Source organism: Williamsia maris, from assembly GCF_024171815.1.
Taxonomy (GTDB): Bacteria; Actinomycetota; Actinomycetes; order Mycobacteriales; family Mycobacteriaceae; genus Williamsia_A; species Williamsia_A maris.
Map to the genome: position 1 here is coordinate 99,023 of NZ_JAMTCJ010000001.1, position 22,064 is coordinate 121,086.

Genomic DNA, 22,064 nt, shown 5'->3' on the forward strand with positions numbered 1-22,064 from the left:
GTGCCTCAACTCACGTAAGGACATTTGATGCATTCAGGAATCAGCCGCGAAACGGGGACATCTCCGATGATGAACTCGACTCGGCCGTTGCGATCACGGCGTTTTGTGACATTTGTCATCGCAGCGATGACATCATTGTGCGTCGTCACATCCCTGTCTGCAACCGCAGCCGCGTCGCCCTCGGTCTCGACGATCGAACGCGTCGCCCGAGAAGGGCCGACCCAGTACGGCGTCTACGTGTACTCGGCGTCGATGGCGAAGACGATCAAGGTCCAGGTCCTCGTCCCCAGCGTCGCGCGCGGCCCCCGGCCGGTGCTGACGATGCTCAGCGGACTCGGCGAGGAGGACCCCACCAACAGCATGTGGCTGCGCAAGTCCGACGCGGCCACCTTCTTCCGCGACAAGAACGTCACGGTGGCCCTCCCGCTCGCGGGCAACGGCAGCTTCTACACCGACTGGCAGCGTGACGATCCGAAGCTCGGGCGCTACCGCTGGGAGACCTTCCTGACCCGCGAGCTGCCACCCCTGTTGGACAAGCAGTTCTCCGGCAACGGGATTCACGGTGTTGCCGGCCTGTCGATGGGTGCAGGTTCCGCCCTGACCCTCGCAGCGCGCAAGCCCGGGTACTTCAAGGCGGTCGGGTCCTACAGCGGCTGCTACTCGACGGCCGACATCGTCTCGCAGGGCATCCCGCGCGCCATCGTCGCGGCCTTCGGCGGCGACGCGACCAACATGTGGGGTGCGCCGAACAACCCGGCCTGGGCCGCGCACGACGTCCTGCTGCACGCCAACGGGCTCCGCGGCTCCGCCGTCTACGTCTCGGTCGGCAGCGGCCTGCCCGGGCCCTACGACGCACCGAACTACCCCGGGAACACCAATCCCGCCGACCGCCTGATCGTGGGCGGCGCCATCGAGGCGGGCGCGAACTTCTGCACCCACCGCCTCGCCGACACGCTCGCCGCCAAGCGGATTCCGGCGACCTTCGACTTCGAGGCGCGGGGATCGCATTCCTGGCCCTATTGGAACGACCAAATGCATCGCAGCTGGCCGACGCTTTCGCGCGGTTTGGGCGTAACCGGATAACAGTAAACAAAGATCTGTTGACGGATACGTAATAGGTGACAACATTTACCGACGGATGGTCACAGGCACTTGCGCACTGAGACTTTCACAGGCTAAATACTCACTCGACACCGAAAAAATCAACGGCGATCACGTTAGTGTCTGGTGTGGAGTGGAGTCCTTCGACAGGGCTGCGGAGCGGGGGCTCTGGGGGGATCGTCAATGCGCCAGGTCAGAAATGTGCCAGGACAGTAAGGAGATCTCCCCATGGAGTACACCGAGCTCGCCGACTATCCACTCCCGGCCGGAACGGTCACCGAGTGGACGCCGGCCGCCGATGACCACGACTGGGCCGACGACGACCGCCGACTGTCCTACGTCCACCTCGAGCACGCACGCCGCGCCCACGAGGTCGGCGACGAGTGGTACAGCCAGTGGATCGGCACCGCGTTCACGATCGACCACCCGCTCTGCGCCGACGCCATGGCCGCGACCCTGCAGCGCTGGTTCGCCCGGCACGAGGCGTTCCGCTCGACGGTGACCCGGCACCCCGATGTGGACGCCAACCACCTCGAGGACGAGTTCGGACGCCGCATCATCGCCGCCGACAAGGTGAGCATCGCGATCGCACGGGACGAGGAGCCCTCGACCAGCAGCGCGGTCTACGAGCGCATCAACGAGCTGTTCAACACCCGCATCAGCCCGCTGGCCTGGCCGCACTGCCTGGTCACGACGGTCGAGCCCGAGGACACCCCGGGATCGTTCCTGCTGGTGTTCGGCGCCGACCACACCGTCATGGACGCCTACACGCAGGTGTTCGCGATCAAGGAGCTCACGCGGCTCTACGAGTCGGCACTGCTGGGCCACGACGACTCCCTCGCCACCTTCGGCAGCTACCTCGACTTCAGCCACGCCGAGCGGGCCAGCGGTGCCCGTCTGGCCGCCGACACCGTCGAGGTCACCCGGTGGGCGAACTTCCTGCAGGCGCACTCCGACGCCACGTCGATCACGCAGCCGGACCCGATGCCCGCGTTCCCGCGTGCGCTGCCGGCGTCGCAGTCCCAGGTCGGTCCGCTCACCCGGGTCGAGACCACCCATTCACGCTTCCAGGGCAGTCTGTCGACCTGGCTGCTCGACGCCGAGCAGACCGAGCGGTTCCACCGCGCCTCCAAGGCGGCGGGCGCGAACATGGCCGCAGGCATCTACACCGCACTGTCGATCACCACGCACCGACTCTCGGGCACCGGGGACCTGCGCTTCATCAGTCCCGTGCACACCCGGACCGAGCTGCAGTGGGGCGAGGCCGCCGGATGGTTCGTCGGCCTGATCCCGGTCCACCTGCGTCCGGGGGCCGCACGCACCTTCTCCGAGGCCATCGGCCCGGTCGCCGAGTGCGCACGTGAGTACAAGGACCTGGGCACCGTGCCGTTCCACCCGATCGCCGACCTGATCGGGCACCGCACCCCGCCGCAGTTCGTCGTCTCCTACATCGACCTCCGCGGTGCCGAGGGCGCCGACCAGTGGGACACCCACGACGCCCGCGTGCTCCGCAGTGCCTGCGCGTCGTCGGACGAGGTCTACTTCTGGATCAACCGGATCCCGACGGGCACCAACCTCTCGGCCCGGTTCCCCAGCCACCACCCCGGCGCCAACGACGTGCACCGGTTCCTGCGCACCTTCAACGATGTACTCCTCGAGATCGTCGAGGCCGGTGACACCGGATTCGACGTCGAGACCGCGATGTCTGCCCCGGGAGGGCAACCGGGCGGCCTCACGTCGTGATCGCGGGCACGCTGCAGGGGTGGGATCCCGCGGCAGGCGAACTCGTCGAGTGGCGACTCCGGGACGGCGATGCCGTCGCCGCGAGCGCACCGACACACCCGGTGGGTCCCTCGTTCCTTCAGCGTGACCACCTCGTCGCGGCGACGGCCAAGCGCGCCACCGGCGCACCGCACCGTGCCGTGGTGATGATGGTGACCGACATCGACGAGCCACTGGACCGTGCGGCCATGCGAGCGGCGATCACCGGTTTCGTCCGTGCCCACGACGAGGTCCGTAGCTTCTTCGAGGTGTCGGACGACGCCATCGTCCGGCGGGTCGCCGACCCCGACAGCATCGAGTTCGACACCGTCGGCACCGGGCCGTCCGGCGATCACGCCACGCTCATCGACCGTCTGCACACCCGCATCGACTCCGAGGCGGTCCACGACCGACTGCCCGGGGTCGTCTTCGGTGCGGTCGACGCCGGTGACTCGTTCGGGTTCTACGTCGTGTCCGATCACTCGCACACCGACGGGACCGCGTCCATCGGTGCCCTCGGCGAGCTCTTCGAGCGGTACCGGGCGCATCGAAACGGCACCGCCGCACACCTTCTCGCCGCAGGCAGCCATCTCGACTACATCGCCGACGAATACGCCCGGGCCGCGCAGGTGTCGCCCGACGACCCGCGGGTCGAGACGTGGCGGTCGATCCTCGCCGACCACGGACGGACCGTGCCGCGATCCAAGCTCGACCTGGGTCTGACGGGACCGGGCACCCTCGACGCGATCGCCATCGACCGTCCCCTCGCCTCCGCCGACGCGACCGCCGCATGCGAGCGTCGCGCGCGGGCACTGGGCGGTTCGCTGCTCGGCCTCCTGTTCGCCGCGCTGGCCCGGGCGGAGTACGAGATCACCGGCGACCCCGCCTATTTCACGTCTACGGTCCTCTCCACCCGCGATCCGGAACTCCCCGGCACACAGGGATGGCTGTGCACCTTCGCGCCCGTGGCCTTCCGGGCCGACGCCGGTGACGACTTCGACGATCTCGTACTGATCGCCTCCGACGCGGTGCGCCGCACCCGTGACCTCAAAGCCGTTCCGGTGCATGCGGTGCTGGGACTGCTCGCCGCGCAGGGCGAATTCGTCCCGGACGACGGGAGCCCACAGATGGTGTCCTACCTCGACTTCCGGCGACTCGCCGACGAGACCTCGCCGGAGATCGCGGGCGGTCAGGTCATCCCGGGCGTCGGCCGCACCCGCAACGCCAACCTCTGGATCAACCGGAACAGCGACGGTCTCCGTCTGCTGTCACACCTGCCCGACACCGCCGCCGCCCGCGCCTCGGTGACCGAACTCCACGACCGCGTCGGTGCCGTTCTCGCCGAACACGCCTCGCGCGCCGACCTCGTGCCGACCACGGTGGGTGACCGATGAAACTGACCACCTTCGCCAACCTCGACGTCCCGGCCGGACGTCTGCACCGGTGGGCGACAACGGCCTCGGGTGTCGCGGTCCGGCACGCCACCGGTCCGTCAGAGAACGAGCGGTTCCACCTCGACGCGGTCGCCGACGGCGCCTCGGGCTGGCTTGCCGTCACCTTCGACATCGACTCGCCCGCACCGGATCTCGTGGCCGTGCAGCATGCGTTCGAGACCGTTCTGGACCACCATGAGGTGCTGCGCGCGCACTTCGTCACCGACGATGACGGCGACGTGCGCCGACTGCTGCACGCACCCGGCGGTCTGACGGTGTCGGCGGCGGAGACCGTCGAACACGTCGACGCCGCGACCTGCAAAGAACTCATCTCCTCGACCATCGTGGACGGGTGCACCGCACTGTCCCCCGCCTCGCACGTCCTCGCCGCACTCGAACACGGCGACACCACGACGATCATCTGCGCGTTCGACCACTGTTACGTCGACGCGCACTCCCTCGCCGTGATCGCCGAGGACCTCACCGACGCCTACCGCGGCGAGGCCCTGCGTCCGGCCGGTAGTTTCCTCGAGCACCAGGCCGCCGAGGCGTGCGGCGAGTTGTCCGACAGCGACGCCCGGATCGTCGGCTGGAACGACTTCCTGTCCGCCACCGACTGGCACGTCCCGGAGTTCCCCATCGATCTCGGGGTGGCCGAGGGCGAGTTCGCGGCCGCACGCATCCACGTCGAGACCGTCCTGTCGGCCGAGGACGCCGCGACGTTCTCCGCGTCCGCCGCCGAGCGCGGGATCCGCTTCTACCCTGCCCTGTTGGCCTGTCTGGCGTTGGCCACCCGCGATCTCGGCGGTCCGGAGAAGCTGCCGTTGATCCTGCCGGTGCACACCCGGCGTACCGACACCTGGTCGCGGTCGGTCGGCTGGTTCGTCGCGAACGCGCCACTGGTCCTCGACGCGTCGAACGATCTCGTCTCGGCGATGCGGTCGGCCACCGATGCCCTGGCCGCGGCCCTGCCACTCGCCGAGGTGGACCTGACCACGGTGTACGGCACGTTCGGGCACCGGTTGCGCAAGACCCGGCACGACGTGTTCATGGTGTCGTACCTGGACTACCGGCGTTTCGACGGACTGCCGACGATGAACGTCCACCACGTCTCGAGCGACGGCCGCGCCGACACGTTGCAGCTCTGGTTCTGGCGGGACGAGAACGGCGTGCACCTGCGCGCCCGTTTCCCCGACACCGAGACCGCCGCGACGGTGGTGCACACGCTGGTCGACGACCTGATCCGGATCGCCACCGATCAGCTGCGGCACGGTCACGCGTCGCTGCTCACCTCACCCGTCTGAGCCCGGACCGCCGGACACGTCAGCCGCCTCACCAGGCCGAGTGCGACAGGCCCCAGCGGTCGAGTTCGGCGGTGATGTCGCGGTGCAGTGCGTCCGCGTCGCCGAAATGGTCGGGGTCGATGCCGAAGAAGGCGACGCTGACCTTGTCGCCGTACTCGACCGCCCACGCTGCCAGGGCCGGGCCCTTCTCACGGCGCACCTGAGCCGGCTGCCCCTGCATGAGGGCGCGGATGACGAACGATTCCGCGGTGACCCCACCGATGTCGAGTGCCGTCGCCGGCGCCTCCCCGAGGTTGGACACCGTCGTGTCCGGGCCGACGAGCTTCGCCATCAGCCGACCGATGACCGCCGACGGAAGCAGACGCACGATCGGCTGGACGTTGTCGGCGACCTGCCGGTCGCCGGAGTTCGCATAGTCGACGAAGGCCTGCTTGCTCAGGGCCCTGATCCCGCCGAGTCCCACCTCCGGCCCGATGGCACCCGGGACCCGGATCCACACTCCCCCGGAGGCATTCGCACGATCGTCGTCGTCACCCTCGCGTTTGCTCACCGCGATGCACACGCGCAGGACACCGTCGGTCACCTGGATCCCGGCCCGCTGGACGAGTCCGCCGATGACACCGGTGAACAGACTGTTCGAGGTCCCGCCGAACTCCGCCGCCCGCGCCGCCCATTCCGCACGATCGAGGTCGTAGATCGCCAGGGTCGGTTCCGGGGCGGGATCGTGTGCGGCGACCGGAGTCGCCACCGGCGGCGGGGCGGTGACCGGTTCGGGCTTCGACGGCGGGTCGGTCGCACCCCGGCGCGCGGCGAGAGCGGCCCCGGCGATGACGGCCACCGACCGCGCAGCGGCGACGATCTGACCGGCCGCGTCGGTCAGATCGGCTCGGAGACCGGCCGACCCGGTGGTCACGGCCGCCGGCGGCAACGGGTTCGTCGAGCTGTGTGCGTGTGCCGCCGCGAGCGCACGGTAGATGCCCTGGCCGTCCGAGGTCATGTGCGAGACCAGCAGCGAGACCACACACCGGCCGGCGGAGGTGGGTGCGGCGTCGAGTTGCCAGCCGTACCCCGACGTCGGGTCGAGACGGGTCGTGCGCACGCGGGCGTCGAACCAGTCGGAGGTCGACGAGTCCTCCACCGGGTCGGTGGCGAGGCGCGGCTGCGGCGAGGAGTCGCACCGCACCCACCGTGCCCGCGCGAACGGCACCCGGGCATCGACCACCCGGCGTGCGAGGATCCCCTGCGCCAGTTGATCGTTGAGGTCGTGCAGCGCCACCGAACCGGGGTCGGCGGGCAGGATCCAGCAGTACTGGATCGGCGCGGACATCCCGAAGAGCCTCTCCGCCAACAGGTATGACTCGTCGTTGCCCGTTACGCGATACACCCGCTCGACACTAGTTGCCCTGGCGTATCACCGCAGCGCGTGATCACCGGATGCGATGAACGACACCCCACGCGTCGAGTTCGGCGGCGATGCCCGCCCGCAGCTGCGAGGCGTCGGCGAAGGCGGTCGCGTCGAAGGCGGCGACCGAGAAGGTCAGCGTGTCGCCCACCTGCACCGACCACGACTGCAACCCGTCGCCGAACCGGTGGTGCCGGTCGGGGTCCACCCCCTGGGCGTCGCCGCGGAACGCCACCGACGAGGCAGTCTTCCGGCCGATGCGGGCCACCTCGGGTCCGAAGACGCCCAGGTTCGAGGTCATCACGTCGGGCATCCCGTCACCCGCGGTCGCGACCTTCGCCACCACCGAGACCGGCAGCACGTTCATCAGGGGTCGCAGGTGCATCATCGCGGGTCGCGTTCCCGCGGCCAGACGTTCGTAGGCCTGCTTGCAGAGTCGTCGCAGGGCGGTCAGATCTCCCCCTGCGGTGGCCTCGTCGAGGACCATCACCGACACCCCCGCCGTGGCGTTCGCACGGTCGTCGCCCTCGGCTCGCTGGCTGACCGGTATCCCCACCTTGACGGGCTCGTCCGCCGGGAGGTGCCCCGCAGCGCGCAGCGCACCGGTGATGACCGCCACGAACAGGATGTTCGCCGTGCCGTGGTGGCGTCGGGCCACCTGCTCCCACTCCGCCGCGGACACCGAGACGACGGCCCAGCTGGTGTGTGCCCGTGGGGACCGTTCGTGCATGGGCGCACGCACGGCCCGGATCGGGGCACCCGGACCGTCGTCGGCTCGCGACATGAGCGCACCGGTCACTGCCCTGGTGACGCCGACCCCGGCCTGCGACACGACCGTGGCCACGTCGCCGAGGTCGGCGAGCAGTGCGCGCCCGGTGGCGACCGGCATCGGATCCGCCGAACCACCCGGTGTCGCGGCCGCAACCGCGGCGGCCACCATCCCGCGTCCGTCGGCGACCAGGTGCAGCGCGGTCAACGACACGACGAACCCGCCGTCGGCGGTCGGGGTCCCGCGCAGCCGCCACGTCGAGCCGGTCACCGGGTCGAGTGTGACGGTCTCGAGTTCCGCGTCGGCCCACGTCTCGATCCCGTCGGACGCGATCGGCCGTGTGTCGATGACCACATCGGGCGTCTCGGGTGAGTGCGACCACCGCGGACGGGCGATCGGCACCGACGGCAGCACCACCCGGCGGTTGAGGGAGCCGGTGCCGAGTGCGGCGTTCATCCGGGCCAGGTCCCCCGCGTCGACCACGTCGTCGAACGTCCACACCAGCTGCAGCACCACCGACCAGTCGAAGGCACGGTTGACGAACCAGTAAGTCATGTCCTGGGTTTCGAGACGCCGCATGGTCCCGAGCATAGGGCCGGGACCATTACGGTGTTGTCCATGGAACTGGTCCTGTCGTTCAACGGCAGCCGCGGCGATGTCCAGCCCGGCGTCGCGCTGGCCGTCGCGGTGGCTGCGCGGGGCCACACGGTGCGAATGGCCGTGCCACCCAATCTCGTTGACTTCGCGCGGGCCGCGGGTGTCCGCGCCGAGCCGTGCGGTGCCGACACCAGGGCGCTGCTGGGTTCCGACCTCGTCACCCGAGACCTCAAGTCGCGCAACCCCGTGTCGCGGATGCGCGCCGTCGCCGAGGTGACCCACCTGGGGAGTCGCGCGGCTGCGGCCGAACTCGTCGAGATCTGCACCGGCGCCGACGCGATCGTCGGGGGCAGCGTCGGGCAGGAGCGTTCGCTCACCGCGGCCGAGGCGCTCGGTGTGCCCTACCTCCCCGTGCACTACTGCCCCATGCGGACCAACGGCGCGGCCTCGCCGCTCGCGCAGTGGGGCCTCGACCCGCCTGCGTCGGTGTCCCGAGCATCCTGGCGGCTGCTCGAGCAGATCCTGTGGCAGACCAGCCGCAGCGGGGAGAACCGTCTGCGGTCCGACCTCGGCCTACGGCCGGCCCGCAGGTCAACGGCACGTCGGATCGCCGACCAGGGCGTGCCCGAGATCCAGGCCTACGATCCCGCCCTGTTCCCGGGACTGTCCGACGAATGGGGTGCGAGTCGTCCGCTGGTCGGGTTCCTCAACCTCACCGGCGACACGAGAGCGCTGGTCGGAGCCGACGCACCCTCCACCGCACTGAACACCTGGCTCGACGGGGGCGAACCACCCGTCTACGTGGGGTTCGGCAGCATGACCGTCGACGATCCCGCCCGACTCGCCGACGCCATCGTGCGGGGCACCCAAGGACACCGCGTGCTCGTCGCGACCGGCTGGAGCGATTTCATGTCCGACGCCGCCGACGACCGGATCCACGTGGTCGGCAGTGTCGACCACGACACCGTCCTGCCCCGCTGCTCGGTCGCCGTCCATCACGGGGGCGCCGGGTCCACAGCGGCCGGGCTGCGTGCCGGCCTGCCCGCCGTCATCTGCTGGCTGGGCGCCGATCAGCCGATGTGGGGACAGCAGGTGACGCACGCGGGTGCCGGGATCAGCGGTCCGCTCGCCGCACTCACCGAGACGACGTTGCGCGACTCGATCGACACCGTCCTCGCGCCCGCGTCGAGGGCCGCGGCGCAGGCGGTGAGCCGTCGGCTCATCGATCCGGTTCGGGCCGTCGACGCCGCTGTCGAGATCATCGAGTCCACCGTGCTCACCCGAGGGTGATCACCACCACGATCAGCGGTCGTCGCCGGGCCGCCGCGCCCGGGATCGCTTAGGGTCAGGGCGTGTCGTGTGCACGGCGAACCTTCTCACCGCACGCGCACGACGCCTGACCGGGGGTGAGGAAAGAATGTCGACGACGCTGCTGTCCGTGGTGATTCCCACGTACAACGAGGAGGACGTGATCGCCGACTGCCTCGACCGTCTGCTGCCCCAGCTCGATCACATCCACGAGATCGTCGTGGTGGACAACAACTCCGGTGACAAGACGGTCGACATCGTCGCGACGTACGTCGACCGCTACCCGGCTGTCCGGATGATCTCCGAGGAGAGTCAGGGACTGGTGTTCGCGCGTAACGCGGGCCTCGACGCCGCCACCGGGACCGCGATCGCCCGCATCGACTCCGACACCATGGTCGGACCGCGCTGGGCCGCCGACATCGTCGACTTCCTCGACGCCGACACCGACGGCCGGTGGGCCGCCCTGTGCGGTCGCGGCGAGGCCTATGGCCTCCCCTACGGCGACGCGATGTCGCGGATCAAGGAGCGGATCGCGTTCCTGCCGTTCGCCGCACGTCGCCACAGCAGGAATTCGGAGGTCAAGCCGGTCTTCGTGCTCTACGGGTCGAACATGGTGCTCCGACGCGACACGTGGCTGGCCATCCGCGAATCGGTGAGCATGCGCCGCGACATCTTCGAGGATGTCGACACCGGGTTGTGCGTCGGCGAGATCGGTGGCCGCAACGCCTTCCTGCCCCATCTCGGGGTCGGGGTGTCGCCGCGCCGGATGGAGAGCAGCGTCGGCTCGTTCGTCCGCTACATGAGCTTCCTACCGCGGACGTTCCTGCTGCACAAGCGATACGGACTCGCGCTCGGTTCGCTGACGCTCTACGTCCCGTGGGTGACAGTGGTGCATTCCGCCCGGCTGATCCTGATCCGGAGCTACGACGTCGAGACGCGGACGTTCGCGCCGCGTCACCTGCTGCGGCGGACCACCGACCGCATCATGCCCTGAGTCGTACCGCCACGCCTCACGCGCGGCGCATGTAGACCCGCAACGTCAACGGCGCCACCACGATCAGCACGACGGCCGCGCCGAGCAATGACCACGCGATCTGCATCCCGTAGATCCCGTCGGCCATCTCCCGTACCGCGGAGACAAGGTGCGAGACCGGGTTCACCCCGGCGAACGCCTGCATCCACCCGGGCATCGTCGCCACCGGGACCAGGGCGTTGGACATGAACGTCAGCGGCATCAACACGAGCATCGACACCCCCTGCACCGTCGACGCCTTCTCCATGACGACCCCCATCAGCGCGAAGATCCAGCTCAACGCGAACGCGACCACGACGACCAACACGCAGGCGAGAACGACCCCGACCACACTGCCCGGTCGGTACCCCATGAACAGGCCGACGATGACGGTGATCGTGGTACCGACGATGTAGCGGAGCACGTCGGCGAGCAACGATCCGGCCAGCGGCGCGATCCGGGCGATCGGGAGCGTGCGGAAGCGGTCGAAGACCCCCTTGTTCATGTCCTCGCGCAACTGGACTCCGGTCGTGACCGAGGCCGCCAGGGCGACCTGCACGAGAACCCCGGGGATGAGGATCGGGAGATAACCGGTCACGTCACCGGCGATCGCCCCGCCGAAGATGCTCGAGAACATCACGGTGAACACGATCGGCAGGACGATGACGTCGAACAGGTGTTGCGGGTTGTGCTTGATCTTGAGCAGTCCCCGGCCCGCCATGGTGGCCGACTGGGTGACCGCCTCGACGACGGTCACCTGACGGGCGGTGGGCGTGGGGGTGTCGATGTGCGACACCGTCGAGATGGCGGTCATGCTGCGTCCTCTCCGACGCCGGTGATCGAGAAGAACACGTCGTCGAGACTCGGCTTGACCACGTTCACCTCGGCCAGCTCGATGCCCACCGAACCGAGCGCCACCAGGATTCGGCCCACCACCGCGAGGTCGGTCAGGGCCACGGTCAGGGTTCCGTCGCCCGCGGCGGTCACCGCACCCGTCGGCACATGCCGTTCGGCGACGGAGAACGCGAGTGCGACAGCCGTCGGTTCGGCAGGCGTGAGCACGAGCGCCGAACTGCCGACCGACGACTTGAGTCCGTCGGCCGTCCCCTCGGCCACCACCCTGCCGCGATCGATGACCGCGATGCGGTCCGCGAGCTGGTCGGCCTCCTCGAGGTATTGGGTGGTCAGCAGGATCGTCGACCCCTCGGCGACGAGCTGACGCACCGTGTCCCACATCTGCGCCCGCGTCCGCGGGTCGAGCCCGGTGGTGGGCTCGTCGAGGAACAGCAACGGCGGCCGCGAGATCAGACTGGCGGCGAGATCGAGCCGCCGGCGCATGCCGCCGGAGAAGTTCTTCAACGTCTTCGACGCGGCCTCCTGCAGACCGAACTGTTCGAGCAGGTCGTGCGCACGGGCCCGCGAGTGACGACGCGAGCGCCCCAGCAACCGGCTGAAGACCATCAGGTTCTCGGTCGCGGTCAGGTCCTCGTCGACCGAGGCGTACTGCCCGGTGACGCCGATCATCGATCGCACCTCGGTGGCCTCGGCCACCACGTCGCGGCCGAAGACGCGCGCGCTGCCGCCGTCCGGACGCAACAGCGTCGCGAGCATCCGCACCGTGGTCGTCTTGCCCGCTCCGTTCGGGCCGAGCACCGCGTACACACTTCCCTGTGGCACGACGAGATCGACCCCGTCCACCGCCCTCATCGACCCGAAGGTCTTGGTCAGTGCGTGGGTCTCGATGGCCGGCCGATCGCCCGGTGTCATGTGTGTCCCCTCGATCGAGTCGTCGCGACATCGTGGAGTGTCGCCGTCAGAACCTCTGTCGTGTGCGCGATCTGGGCAAAGTGTAGGTGCCGATTCACGTTGTCGGCGGCGCTGATCGGCGCGAAGCGCGCCGCATCGGTCGTTCTTGTTCGGATGTACGGCGCGATGTCACACGCCCGTTACACGGATGCGATCTCGATGACTCAAAGGACCGCGTGATCTCGAAGTCGCTGTGGCGTCGAGATTTTCGGTGATCGTCCTCACCGTCATCCGAAAGCCGTTGCAAGCAACGCGATCTGAGGTATCTGAACACTCCTCCGGGGGCGTGTGACGGTCCGGACCGGCCCATCAGTGATGAAGAACACTCGTTACCCAGGTAAACAACATCGGCCCGGTCTGCCTACCATTTGCTCACCCCCGAATCGGGCATCTCCGAACGAACGGGGCATCCGACGGGCTCGGCAGCGCTGCCGGGATCGACCGCACGACACCTTCGATGCGTGTCGCTCATGCCCAGGACCACCATCGGCGCGAAATCTGAGAGGCTGAAGTGGAATTCACCGAATTGGCCGACTACCCCCTACCGGCCGGACAGCTGACGGAGTGGACTCCACGTCTCGTCGACGACGAGAGCGCCTGGGTGCACGACACCCGGCCACTGAGCTACCTGCACGAGGACTACTGCGGGCGCGGCAGCACCTGCCATCCGCCCACCGCACCCGAGGACGGGCACCAACGTGGGTCCTGGCTGGGTGCGGCGTTCGAGATCCCGCATCGCCACGACCCCGACGCGGTGGCCCGCGCCCTCACGGTGTGGATGCGTCGGCACGAGGTCTTCCGGACCACGGTCTCCGAGACCCGCGACGACGACGGTGTCCGCCTGTGCCGACGATCGACCTCCGATGTCGAGGTGGCCGGCACCGTCGTCGGTCACATGCGTACGGGCACAAGGGTTCACGAACACCTCGTCGGCCTCTTCGAGCGACTGTCCCCGCTGCAGTGGCCGCACTGCCTGGCGGTCACCATCGCCCAGACCGACTCCGCCGAGGACTCCTTCGTGCTGGTGTTCGGCGCCGACCACTCGGTGATGGACGCCTACTCCATGCTCCTCGCGATCGGTGAGATCCAGCGCATCTACGAATGCGAGTTGGCGGGGCAGGACCCCGAACTACCCATGGCGGGAAGTCATCTGGATTTCAGCGTGGACGAGCGGGTGGTCGGACAGGCCCTCGACGCCGAGCACCGCGCGGTCGACGTGTGGAGTCGCTTCCTCGCGCGTGACGAGGGCCGGTTCCCCGCGTTCCCACTCCCGGTCACGGGCCCGAGCTCGTCGCACCGCCGACACCAGAGCGGCACATCGTCCTGGGTCCTGTCGGCCACGCAGTCCGACGCGATCAACCGCCGCGCCCGCGAGTCCGGACACTCCATGCAGTCCGCCGTGCTCGCCGCGCTCGCGCTGACCACGCGGACGGTCGCCGGCGCCGACGTCACCCGGTTCGCGATGCCCATGCACACCCGCAACCAGGCGCAGTACGTCTCGTCGGTGGGGTGGTTCGTCGGGATGATCCCGATCGAGGTGGACGTGCGCGGGGTGGAGTCGTTCGACGACTGCCTGTCGCGGGCGGGCGGCGCGGTCACCGCGCACAAGGACCTGGCGCAGTTCCCGTACCCACGCATTGCCGAACTCATCGGCGTCGAGGAGGTGCCACGGTTCGTCGTGTCCTACGTCGACGCCCGCTTCATCCCGGCCGCGCAGGACTGGTCCCGCTGGGGTGCGCGAACCCTGCGCGGAGCGGCCGAATCCGACGACGAGGTCTACCTCTGGATCGTCCGGTCTCCGAAGGGCATCTCGGTCTCGGCGCGGTTCCCGAGCAACCCGGTCGCGACCGCCGGTGTGCACGACTACCTGAACTCTTTCACCGCGGTGCTGGCACGGCTCGCCGCGGCCGGTACCGACCAGACCCGGCTCAGCGCCGACGATCTCGTGGCTGCGAGCTGATCGCGATGATGATCGACATGCTCTCGCACTGGCAACCCGCACGGGGCCGCCTGGTGGAGCTCACGGCGACGGCCGCGTCGGTGGCCGCCGCCGGCTCGGCGCTCGCCCACCCGACACCGGCGTCGTTCCTCCAGGAGAACCACCTGCGGGGATCGGCGGCCACCGCGGCGCGCGGTGACGCGCACAAGGCCTACCTCGCCGCCACCACCGAGGTCGAGGGCGACTTCGACGCCGACGCGCTGGCCCGTGCCTTTCGGCGATTCGTCGCGCGGCACGACGGGCTGCGGTCGTGGTTCGACGTCACCGACGGGGCGGTCACCCGGCACATGGTGGCCCTGGCCGACATAGCCTTCGAGGCGACGGCCGTCGGCTCGGTCGACGACTACGGATATCTTCGGGCCGACGACGGGGCGGCGCCGCTGGCGCGTCGGTTCTCCGACCACGTCGAGCAACGCTTCAGCCAGAACGCCAACGCTCTGAGCTGGCCGGGTTTCGTCGCCGGTGCGATCGTCCGCGCCGACGGCTTCACGCTCTACTACGGCTGCGATCACGCGCTGAGCGACGGCATCTCCCAGGCTCTCGTCCTGGCCGAGGTGGCCGACCTGTACCTCTCCGAACGCGATGGCACCGACGTCGGCCCGTTCACGTCGGCACCCGCGGGATCCCAGCTCGACTACGTGGTGGCCGAACGCGCCCGCGCGCAGACGCTCACCGAGTCGTCGCCGGAGGTGCGTGGCTGGGTCGACATCGTCGCGCGCCACGGCAACCGGATGCCCCAGTTCCCCCTCGACCTCGGCCTGGCCCCCGGGGAGACCGCACCGGTCACCCCGATCAAGTTCGACGTCCTCGACGCCGCCGGCGCGGAGGTCTTCGACCGGATCTGCCGGGATCACGGCGCCCGGATGATCGGCGGCATCATCGCCGCCCTGGCGATCGTCGATCACGAGTTGGCCGGGGTGGACAGCTATTTCGGCATCACCGCACTGAGCGATCGCGCTCTCGCGGGGAGCGAGCTCTCGCAGGGCTGGTTCTGCCGTTTCGCGCCGGTGTCGTTCCCCATCACGCCCGCCCGGACGTTCACCGAACTGGTGTCCGCCGCGCAGCAGGGGTGCGAGGTCGGCAAGTCGCTGTCGGATGTGCCGGTGCACACCGTGCTCGGCTCACTCCTGGCCAGCGGCGCGCAGAGCGGCGACGTGCTCATCACCCCGCAGTTGCTCTCCTACATCGACTTCCGCCGGTTCCCGATGGCAGGCACCGCGGTATACGACCGCGGCATGCAGACCACCGGCGAGGGACGCACCTCGAATGCGTCCATGTGGGTGAACCGGGACGACTCCGGTGTGTACGTCGGGACCCAGACGCCGGACACACCGACCGCCCAGCGGCGCCTGGCGCGCTACCACCGACGACTGCGGGAGGTGTTCGCGGCGGTCGTGGCCGAGGGCGACCACGTGATCGCGACCGCGGTCACCGAGAGGGAGCCCAGCCTTGCGCGTCACCACGATTGACCGGTTCACCCCGGTCGGCGGGACACTGCACACCTGGTCGGTGAACTCGTCGGACAGCACGCCGGTCGTCTCGGCAGTCCCACCGTCGTTCAACCAGAGCTTCCACCTCGCCTCCGCAGGCGATTCCGACGACGCACCGAGCACGTGGCTCGCGGCGTCGTTCGACATCGACGGGCCCATCGATCTCAAGGCCATGGAGCAGGCGTACGCCATGCTCATCGCCCGCCACGGCACACTGCACAGCGGCTTCACCCGTGAGAACGGCGCCATCGTCCGACGACTGCACGACCCGGCGACCCTGGGGCTCGACGCCGCGGCGCCCGTGGTCGGGCTCGACTCCGACGGGCTCCGCACCCACCTGTGGGACGCCCTGAACACCTCGTGCCCGATGCTCGGACCGCCGAGCTACCTGCTCGCCGCGGTCGACCGCAGCGATCGTTCGACGATCATCTGCGGCTTCGACCACGCCCACGTCGACGCCTACTCGATGGCGATCGTCATCGACGACCTGCACCAGCTGTACGAGGGATGCCTCGCCGAGCCCGGAGGGTTCTGCCCCCGGCGCCTGCCGCAGGCGGGCAGCTTCGTCGACTACTGCGCCGCCGAGGCCGACGACGATCGCGACTACCGCACCCACCCGGCCATGGCGCGATGGCTCGAGTTCTTCGAGCGACACCGCAACACCCCGCCGTCGTTCCCGCTCGACCTCGGACTCGCCCCCGGCGAACAGGCACCCCAGGCCGTCGACCTGAGACAGGTGCTCGACCGCACCGGACTCGACGCGTTCGAGCGCGTGTGTCGCGAGAACGGCGCCAGCGTGTTCGCGGGCGTCCTGGCGGCGATGGCCCAGGCCGCGCACAACCTCGGCGCCGGGCGCGAGATGTCGGTGCTGTTCCCGATGCACACGCGTCGCTCCCGGCTGTGGCAGAACGCGGTGGGCTGGTTCACCACCAACGCCCCGCTGACCGTGCGCTGCGCAGACGACGTCCTCGACACCCTCGCCGCCACCGGGCCGGCGTTGCGGTCGGCCGTCGCACTCGGCGAGATCCCGGTGCCCCACGTCCTCGAGGCGATCGGCGGTCTCACCTGCCTGCGCAACGACATCTTCATGGTCTCCTACATCGACTACCGCCGACTCCCCGGCGCCGCCGCCCACGCCACGATCGACGCGCACCACATCTCCAACGTCACCACCGCCGACGACGCACAGTTCTGGGTCTCGCGGACCGACGACGGCGTCGCGCTGCGGAGCCGGTACCCGGACACACCGACCGCCCACACCCAACTGGGCGCGTTCTTCGCCGAGCTGGAGTTCGTCGTTCGCTCGATCATCTGATCTCGACCGCGGTGATGCGACGCGCGGGGACGGTGACCACTAGGCTCGGACGCGTACTCGTCCGCCCACCTCAAGCCCCGGGAGCCGTGCCGTGACCGTCCAGACCGACCCATATCCGGGCTTCGCCGCCTACGCTCACCCCGAGCGACTGGTCAGCACCGAATGGCTCAGCGCCAACCTCGGGACCCCCGGACTCAAGGTCGTCGAGTCCGATGAGGACGTCCTTCTCTACGACATCGGCCACATCCCGAGCGCGCAGAAGATCGACTGGCACCTGCATCTCAACGATCCCGTGACCCGCGACTACATCGACGGCGACCAGTTCGCGGAGTTGATGCGCGCCAAGGGGATCCGACGCGACGACACCATCGTGATCTACGGCGACAAGTCCAACTGGTGGGCCGCCTACGCCCTGTGGGTGTTCACCCTGTTCGGCCATTCCGACGTTCGCCTGCTCGACGGCGGACGGCAGGCCTGGTTCGCCGAGGACCGTGAGACCAGCTTCGAGGTCCCCGAGTACCCGCGATCGGACTACCCGGTGGTCGACCGCGACGACAGCACGATCCGCGCGTTCGCCCCGCAGATCCGCGAGATCATCGGGTCCGAGCCGCTCATCGACGTCCGCTCGCCCCAGGAGTACTCCGGCGAGCGCACCCACATGCCGGAGTACCCGCAGGAGGGTGCGTTGCGCGGCGGCCACATCCCGACCGCCGTCTCCATCCCCTGGGCCAAGGCCGCCGCCCCGGACGGGCGCTTTCGCAGCCGCACCGAACTCGACGAGATCTACGGCGACTTCGCACCGGATCAGCCGACCGTCGCCTACTGCCGCATCGGTGAGCGCTCATCGCACACCTGGTTCGTGCTGACCCACCTACTCGGGTTCTCCCGGGTGCGCAACTACGACGGCTCGTGGACCGAGTGGGGCAATGCGGTGCGCGCACCGATCGTCACCGGTGACGACCCCGGCACGCTGTGACGGTGCCCGCCGCGCTCGCCGAGATCGTCGACGACTTCGAGGCGCTGGGTGAGTCCGACAAGGTGACGTTGCTGCTGGAGTTCTCCTCCGAGCTCCCCGCACTGCCCGACACCCTGGCGACCGCCGCGATGGAGCCGGTTCCGGAATGTCAGTCGCCGGTGTTTCTCTCGGTCGACGCCGCCGACCGATCGTCGGTGCAGTTGTTCTTCAGCGCCCCGCCGGAGGCCCCGACCACACGCGGTTTCGCGTCCATCCTGCACCAGGGGCTGAACGGGGCGTCGGCCGACGAGATCCTCGCCGTGCCCGCGGATTTCTATCACGACCTCGGGCTGGACAAGGCGGTGAGCCCGCTGCGGTTGCGCGGGATGGCCGGGATGCTCGCCCGCATCAAGAACCAGATCGTCGCCCAGGCCGGTGACCCGAACCCGGCATCGCAGCCGTAGTCGTCACCGCCGCCCGCCATGAAGTTCATCCAGATGATGGACCAACCCGTCGACCCCGGCGGATTGGTCGAATGGTCACCGCACACCCCGGGCGGGTTCGCGAACTGGAACAGCGACCCCCGCCCGACGTCGCACAATCATGAACTGCACCTGCGCGGTGCGCTCGAATACCGATGGCGCACACAGCGTGAGGGCGGCCGCGAGTCCTGGCTGGGGCTGGCCATCGAGTTCGACGAACCGATGTCGGTACCGGCGATCCGTTCGGCGCTGACCCGGTGGATCGACCGGCACGAGGTGCTGCGCAGCCACGTGATCATCAAGAACACCGGCATGGCGCGACTGTCGACCCCGCCGGGATCGGTGGCGCTGAAGATGGGGCGCGTCCGGTGGTACGCCGAGGCCGGTCCGCTGCTCGATCAGCTCGCGGGCACCTTCGACCGCGCCACCGCACCCCTGCAGTGGCCCGCCTACCTGTTCGCCACGGTGGCGCGCGAACGCACCTTCACGCTGTTGTTCGCAGGCGACCACTCCCTGCTCGACGGCTACTCACTGATCCTGGCCCAGCACGAGCTCATCGAGCTCTACCGTGCCGCCCGCGAACGTCGGGAACCCGATCTGCCCCCGGTGGGCAGCTACGTCGACTTCAGCGCCGAGGAACGTCGCGTCGCCGACGCCGCCGAGCGGGACCACCCCGCGGTCGCCGCCTGGGACAGTTACCTGCTCTCGACCGATCGACAGATGCCGCGGTTCGCGACATCGGCGCCGGATCCGCAGCCGACGTCGGAGGAGGGCACCGACGCCCCCGCCCTGCCCCAGTCCTCGGTGACCATGGAGCTGCTCGACGACGACGCGGCCAACCGGTTCACCGCGGTGTGTTCGGCGGCCGGGGGGAACCTGTTCGCGGGCATCCTGTCGGCGTTGGCGCTGGCCTACCGCGAGGTCGGCGGCGGCGAGGAGTTCCGCTGCATCACGCCACGGCACACGCGTTCCGAGGGGCGCTGGCTCGGCGCCCTCGGCTGGTTCGTCGCGGTCTCGCCGCTGTACCTCGACACCACCGGCGTCGTCTCGTTCGACCAGCTCATCGACCGCGCGACCGCCGAGCTGCGACAGGCGCGGGTGGCCGCCGGGATCCCCTTCCTGCGCGTGGCGGGTCTGCTGGCGTACGAGGGGGAACCGAAGTTCGTGGTGTCGTTCATCGACACCCGGCACGCGCCCAACGCCGCGGAGGCCGACGCCGGCGGCGCGCGGGTGCTCCGCAGCCACAGCTACTCCACCGACGAGGTGTTCATCTGGGTGAACCGCACCCCGTCCGGGGTACGGATCTCGGCCCGGTTCCCGGCGGCGGGTCCGGCGCACGGTGAGGTCAGTCGTTTCCTGGTCACCTTCGGCGACATCGTGCGCGGTATCGGCGATCAGAGCACCTTCGCGCCACACAACACTTGACCGCCGAACCGATCAATCGCTCGGTGCGTTAGGGTACTTTTCGTTGCCAGCACCTCACATCCGCGTCACATCGCCACAGGAGAACAAGTGCCCAGTCATGCCAGTCCGGTGATCAGCAAAGTCCTCGTCGCCAATCGCGGTGAGATCGCCGTCCGGGTGATCCGCGCCGCGCGCGACGCGGGCCTGGGCAGCGTGGCTGTCTACGCCGAGCCCGACGCCGATGCACTGTTCGTCAAGCTGGCCGACGAGGCCTTCGCCCTGGGCGGCCAGAGCTCCGCGGAGTCGTACCTGGTGTTCGACAAGATCCTCGACGCCGCCGCCAAGTCCGGCGCCGACGCCATCCACCCCGGATACGGCTTCCTCTCGGAGAACGCCGACTTCGCCCAGGCCGTCATCGACGCCGACCTGGTGTGGATCGGCCCGTCGCCGCAGTCGATCCGCGACCTCGGCGACAAGGTCACCGCACGCCACATCGCCCTCAAGGCCGACGCCCCCATGGCGCCGGGCACCAAGGACCCGGTCAAGAACGCCGACGAGATCGTCGCGTTCGCCGAGGAGCATGGTGTCCCCGTCGCCATCAAGGCGGCATTCGGTGGCGGTGGCCGCGGGATGAAGGTCGCGTACACGATCGCCGAGATCCCCGAGCTCTTCGACTCGGCCACCCGCGAGGCCGTGTCGGCCTTCGGTCGCGGCGAGTGCTTCGTCGAGCGCTACCTCGACAAGGCCCGTCACGTCGAGGCCCAGGTGATCGCCGACCAGCACGGCAACGTCATCGTCGCCGGAACCCGCGACTGCTCGCTGCAGCGACGTTTCCAGAAGCTCGTCGAGGAAGCCCCCGCGCCCTTCCTGACCACCGAGCAGCGCGACAAGATCCACTCCTCGGCCAAGGCCATCTGCCGCGAGGCCGGCTACTACGGTGCCGGGACCGTCGAGTTCCTCGTCGGCTCCGACGGACTGGTGTCGTTCCTGGAGGTCAACACCCGCCTGCAGGTCGAACACCCCGTCACCGAGGAGACCGCGGGCATCGACCTCGTCCGCCAGCAGTTCCGCATCGCCGCCGGCGAGAAGCTCGAGTTCACCGAGGACCCCACACCGCGCGGACACTCCTTCGAGTTCCGCATCAACGGCGAGGACGCGGGACGCAACTTCCTGCCCGCCCCCGGCCCCATCACCGTCTACAAGGAGCCGACCGGCCCCGGCGTGCGCGTCGACTCCGGTGTCGTCCAGGGCGACGTCATCGGCGGCGGATTCGACTCGATGCTGGCCAAGCTGATCGTGACCGGCGAGAACCGCGAACAGGCGCTGGAGCGCTCGCGCCGCGCCCTCGCCGAGTTCCAGGTCGAGGGACTGGCCACCGTGCTGCCCTTCCACCGCCACATCGTCTCCAACCCCGCCTTCATGGCGTCCGTGGACGACAACGGCGTGGAGAAGTTCGACATCTACACCAAGTGGATCGAAACCGACTGGGACAACCCGATCGAGCCGTACACCGGTGGTCAGCCCATCGAGGAGGACGACTCCGCGCCGCGACACAACGTGGTGGTCGAGGTCGGTGGCCGTCGCGTCGAGGTCTCCCTGCCCGGCGACCTCGCCCTGGCCGGCGCCAACGGCTCCGCAGGCGGCGCCGTCCGCAAGAAGCCCAAGTCGCGCACCCGCACCAAGGGCGGAGCCGCGGCCGTGTCCGGTGACGCCGTCGCCGCACCGATGCAGGGCACCGTCGTCAAGGTCGCCGTCACCGAGGGCCAGGAGGTCACCGCCGGTGAACTCGTCGTGGTGCTCGAGGCGATGAAGATGGAGAACCCGGTCACCGCGCACAAGGACGGCACGGTCACCGGCCTGTCGGTCGAGCCCGGATCCGCGGTCACGCAGGGCACCGTCCTGCTCGAGCTCAAGTAGCACCGGGCC

General features: G+C 69.3%; 17 protein-coding genes. 13 read left to right on the plus strand and 4 right to left on the minus strand.

Features of this window, described 5'->3' with window-relative positions; all coding sequences use genetic code 11:
* Nucleotides 1–126: 126 nt before the first annotated feature.
* The 4 genes from LX13_RS00455 (at nucleotide 127) to LX13_RS00470 (ending at nucleotide 5,599) form a co-directional block, all read left to right on the plus strand.
* Nucleotides 127–1,083 carry an alpha/beta hydrolase gene (locus LX13_RS00455; RefSeq protein ID WP_253659361.1) on the plus strand — a complete coding sequence of 319 codons (957 nt, stop codon included), beginning with the start codon at nucleotides 127–129 and terminating at the stop codon, nucleotides 1,081–1,083.
* A gap of 246 nt (nucleotides 1,084–1,329) precedes the next feature.
* A complete protein-coding gene (locus LX13_RS00460; protein WP_253659362.1) occupies nucleotides 1,330–2,844 on the plus strand; it encodes a condensation domain-containing protein in 1,515 nt (504 codons plus the stop codon).
* Complete coding sequence (locus tag LX13_RS00465) at nucleotides 2,841–4,256, plus strand: condensation domain-containing protein (protein WP_253659363.1); 1,416 nt, start codon at nucleotides 2,841–2,843, stop codon at nucleotides 4,254–4,256. The genes LX13_RS00460 and LX13_RS00465 overlap by 4 nt, the downstream gene beginning before the upstream one ends.
* Complete coding sequence (locus LX13_RS00470) at nucleotides 4,253–5,599, plus strand: condensation domain-containing protein (protein WP_253659364.1); 1,347 nt, start codon at nucleotides 4,253–4,255, stop codon at nucleotides 5,597–5,599. The genes LX13_RS00465 and LX13_RS00470 overlap by 4 nt, the downstream gene beginning before the upstream one ends.
* Before the next feature lie 28 nt (nucleotides 5,600–5,627).
* On the opposite strand, the gene LX13_RS00475 is transcribed toward LX13_RS00470, so the two are convergent.
* Together LX13_RS00475 and LX13_RS00480 are read right to left on the minus strand one after the other, a co-directional pair.
* Nucleotides 5,628–6,926: a hypothetical protein gene (locus LX13_RS00475; RefSeq protein WP_253659365.1), complete on the minus strand. Its 1,299-nt coding sequence runs from the start codon at nucleotides 6,924–6,926 to the stop codon at nucleotides 5,628–5,630.
* A gap of 100 nt (nucleotides 6,927–7,026) precedes the next feature.
* On the minus strand, nucleotides 7,027–8,349 hold the full coding sequence (locus tag LX13_RS00480; RefSeq protein WP_253659366.1) for a hypothetical protein: 1,323 nt from the start codon (nucleotides 8,347–8,349) through the stop codon (nucleotides 7,027–7,029).
* Between the two features lie 39 nt (nucleotides 8,350–8,388).
* Between LX13_RS00480 and LX13_RS00485 the strand changes: the two genes are divergently transcribed.
* Both LX13_RS00485 and LX13_RS00490 read left to right on the plus strand, forming a co-directional pair.
* Nucleotides 8,389–9,657 carry a glycosyltransferase gene (locus LX13_RS00485; protein WP_253659367.1) on the plus strand — a complete coding sequence of 423 codons (1,269 nt, stop codon included), beginning with the start codon at nucleotides 8,389–8,391 and terminating at the stop codon, nucleotides 9,655–9,657.
* A gap of 148 nt (nucleotides 9,658–9,805) precedes the next feature.
* Nucleotides 9,806–10,669 carry a glycosyltransferase family 2 protein gene (locus LX13_RS00490; RefSeq protein WP_308214686.1) on the plus strand — a complete coding sequence of 288 codons (864 nt, stop codon included), beginning with the start codon at nucleotides 9,806–9,808 and terminating at the stop codon, nucleotides 10,667–10,669.
* A gap of 16 nt (nucleotides 10,670–10,685) precedes the next feature.
* Here the strand turns inward: LX13_RS00490 and LX13_RS00495 are convergent, their stop codons facing one another.
* Together LX13_RS00495 and LX13_RS00500 are read right to left on the minus strand one after the other, a co-directional pair.
* Nucleotides 10,686–11,501 carry an ABC transporter permease gene (locus LX13_RS00495; protein ID WP_253659369.1) on the minus strand — a complete coding sequence of 272 codons (816 nt, stop codon included), beginning with the start codon at nucleotides 11,499–11,501 and terminating at the stop codon, nucleotides 10,686–10,688.
* Nucleotides 11,498–12,454 carry an ATP-binding cassette domain-containing protein gene (locus LX13_RS00500; protein WP_253659370.1) on the minus strand — a complete coding sequence of 319 codons (957 nt, stop codon included), beginning with the start codon at nucleotides 12,452–12,454 and terminating at the stop codon, nucleotides 11,498–11,500. Before LX13_RS00500 ends, LX13_RS00495 begins: the two co-directional genes overlap by 4 nt.
* A 550-nt stretch (nucleotides 12,455–13,004) precedes the next feature.
* On the opposite strand from LX13_RS00500, the gene LX13_RS00505 reads away from it, so the two are divergent.
* The 7 genes from LX13_RS00505 to LX13_RS00535 all read left to right on the plus strand — a co-directional run bounded on the left by LX13_RS00505 (nucleotide 13,005) and on the right by LX13_RS00535 (nucleotide 22,055).
* Nucleotides 13,005–14,453: a condensation domain-containing protein gene (locus LX13_RS00505; protein ID WP_253659371.1), complete on the plus strand. Its 1,449-nt coding sequence runs from the start codon at nucleotides 13,005–13,007 to the stop codon at nucleotides 14,451–14,453.
* A gap of 5 nt (nucleotides 14,454–14,458) precedes the next feature.
* On the plus strand, nucleotides 14,459–15,961 hold the full coding sequence (locus LX13_RS00510) for a condensation domain-containing protein (RefSeq protein ID WP_253659372.1): 1,503 nt from the start codon (nucleotides 14,459–14,461) through the stop codon (nucleotides 15,959–15,961).
* Nucleotides 15,942–17,297, plus strand: coding sequence for a condensation domain-containing protein (locus LX13_RS00515; RefSeq protein ID WP_253659373.1), 1,356 nt, complete (start codon nucleotides 15,942–15,944; stop codon nucleotides 17,295–17,297). The genes LX13_RS00510 and LX13_RS00515 overlap by 20 nt, the downstream gene beginning before the upstream one ends.
* Nucleotides 17,298–17,388: 91 nt before the next feature.
* Nucleotides 17,389–18,273 (plus strand): sulfurtransferase, encoded by an 885-nt coding sequence (locus LX13_RS00520; protein ID WP_253659374.1) that lies wholly within the window; start codon nucleotides 17,389–17,391, stop codon nucleotides 18,271–18,273.
* Nucleotides 18,270–18,716, plus strand: coding sequence for a SufE family protein (locus LX13_RS00525; protein WP_253659375.1), 447 nt, complete (start codon nucleotides 18,270–18,272; stop codon nucleotides 18,714–18,716). Before LX13_RS00520 ends, LX13_RS00525 begins: the two co-directional genes overlap by 4 nt.
* Before the next feature lie 18 nt (nucleotides 18,717–18,734).
* Entirely contained in the window at nucleotides 18,735–20,159 is a 1,425-nt protein-coding gene (locus LX13_RS00530; protein WP_253659376.1) for a condensation domain-containing protein, read from the plus strand.
* An 87-nt stretch (nucleotides 20,160–20,246) separates the two neighbouring features.
* Complete coding sequence (locus LX13_RS00535; RefSeq protein WP_253659377.1) at nucleotides 20,247–22,055, plus strand: acetyl/propionyl/methylcrotonyl-CoA carboxylase subunit alpha; 1,809 nt, start codon at nucleotides 20,247–20,249, stop codon at nucleotides 22,053–22,055.
* The last annotated feature ends 9 nt before the right edge of the window (nucleotides 22,056–22,064 follow it).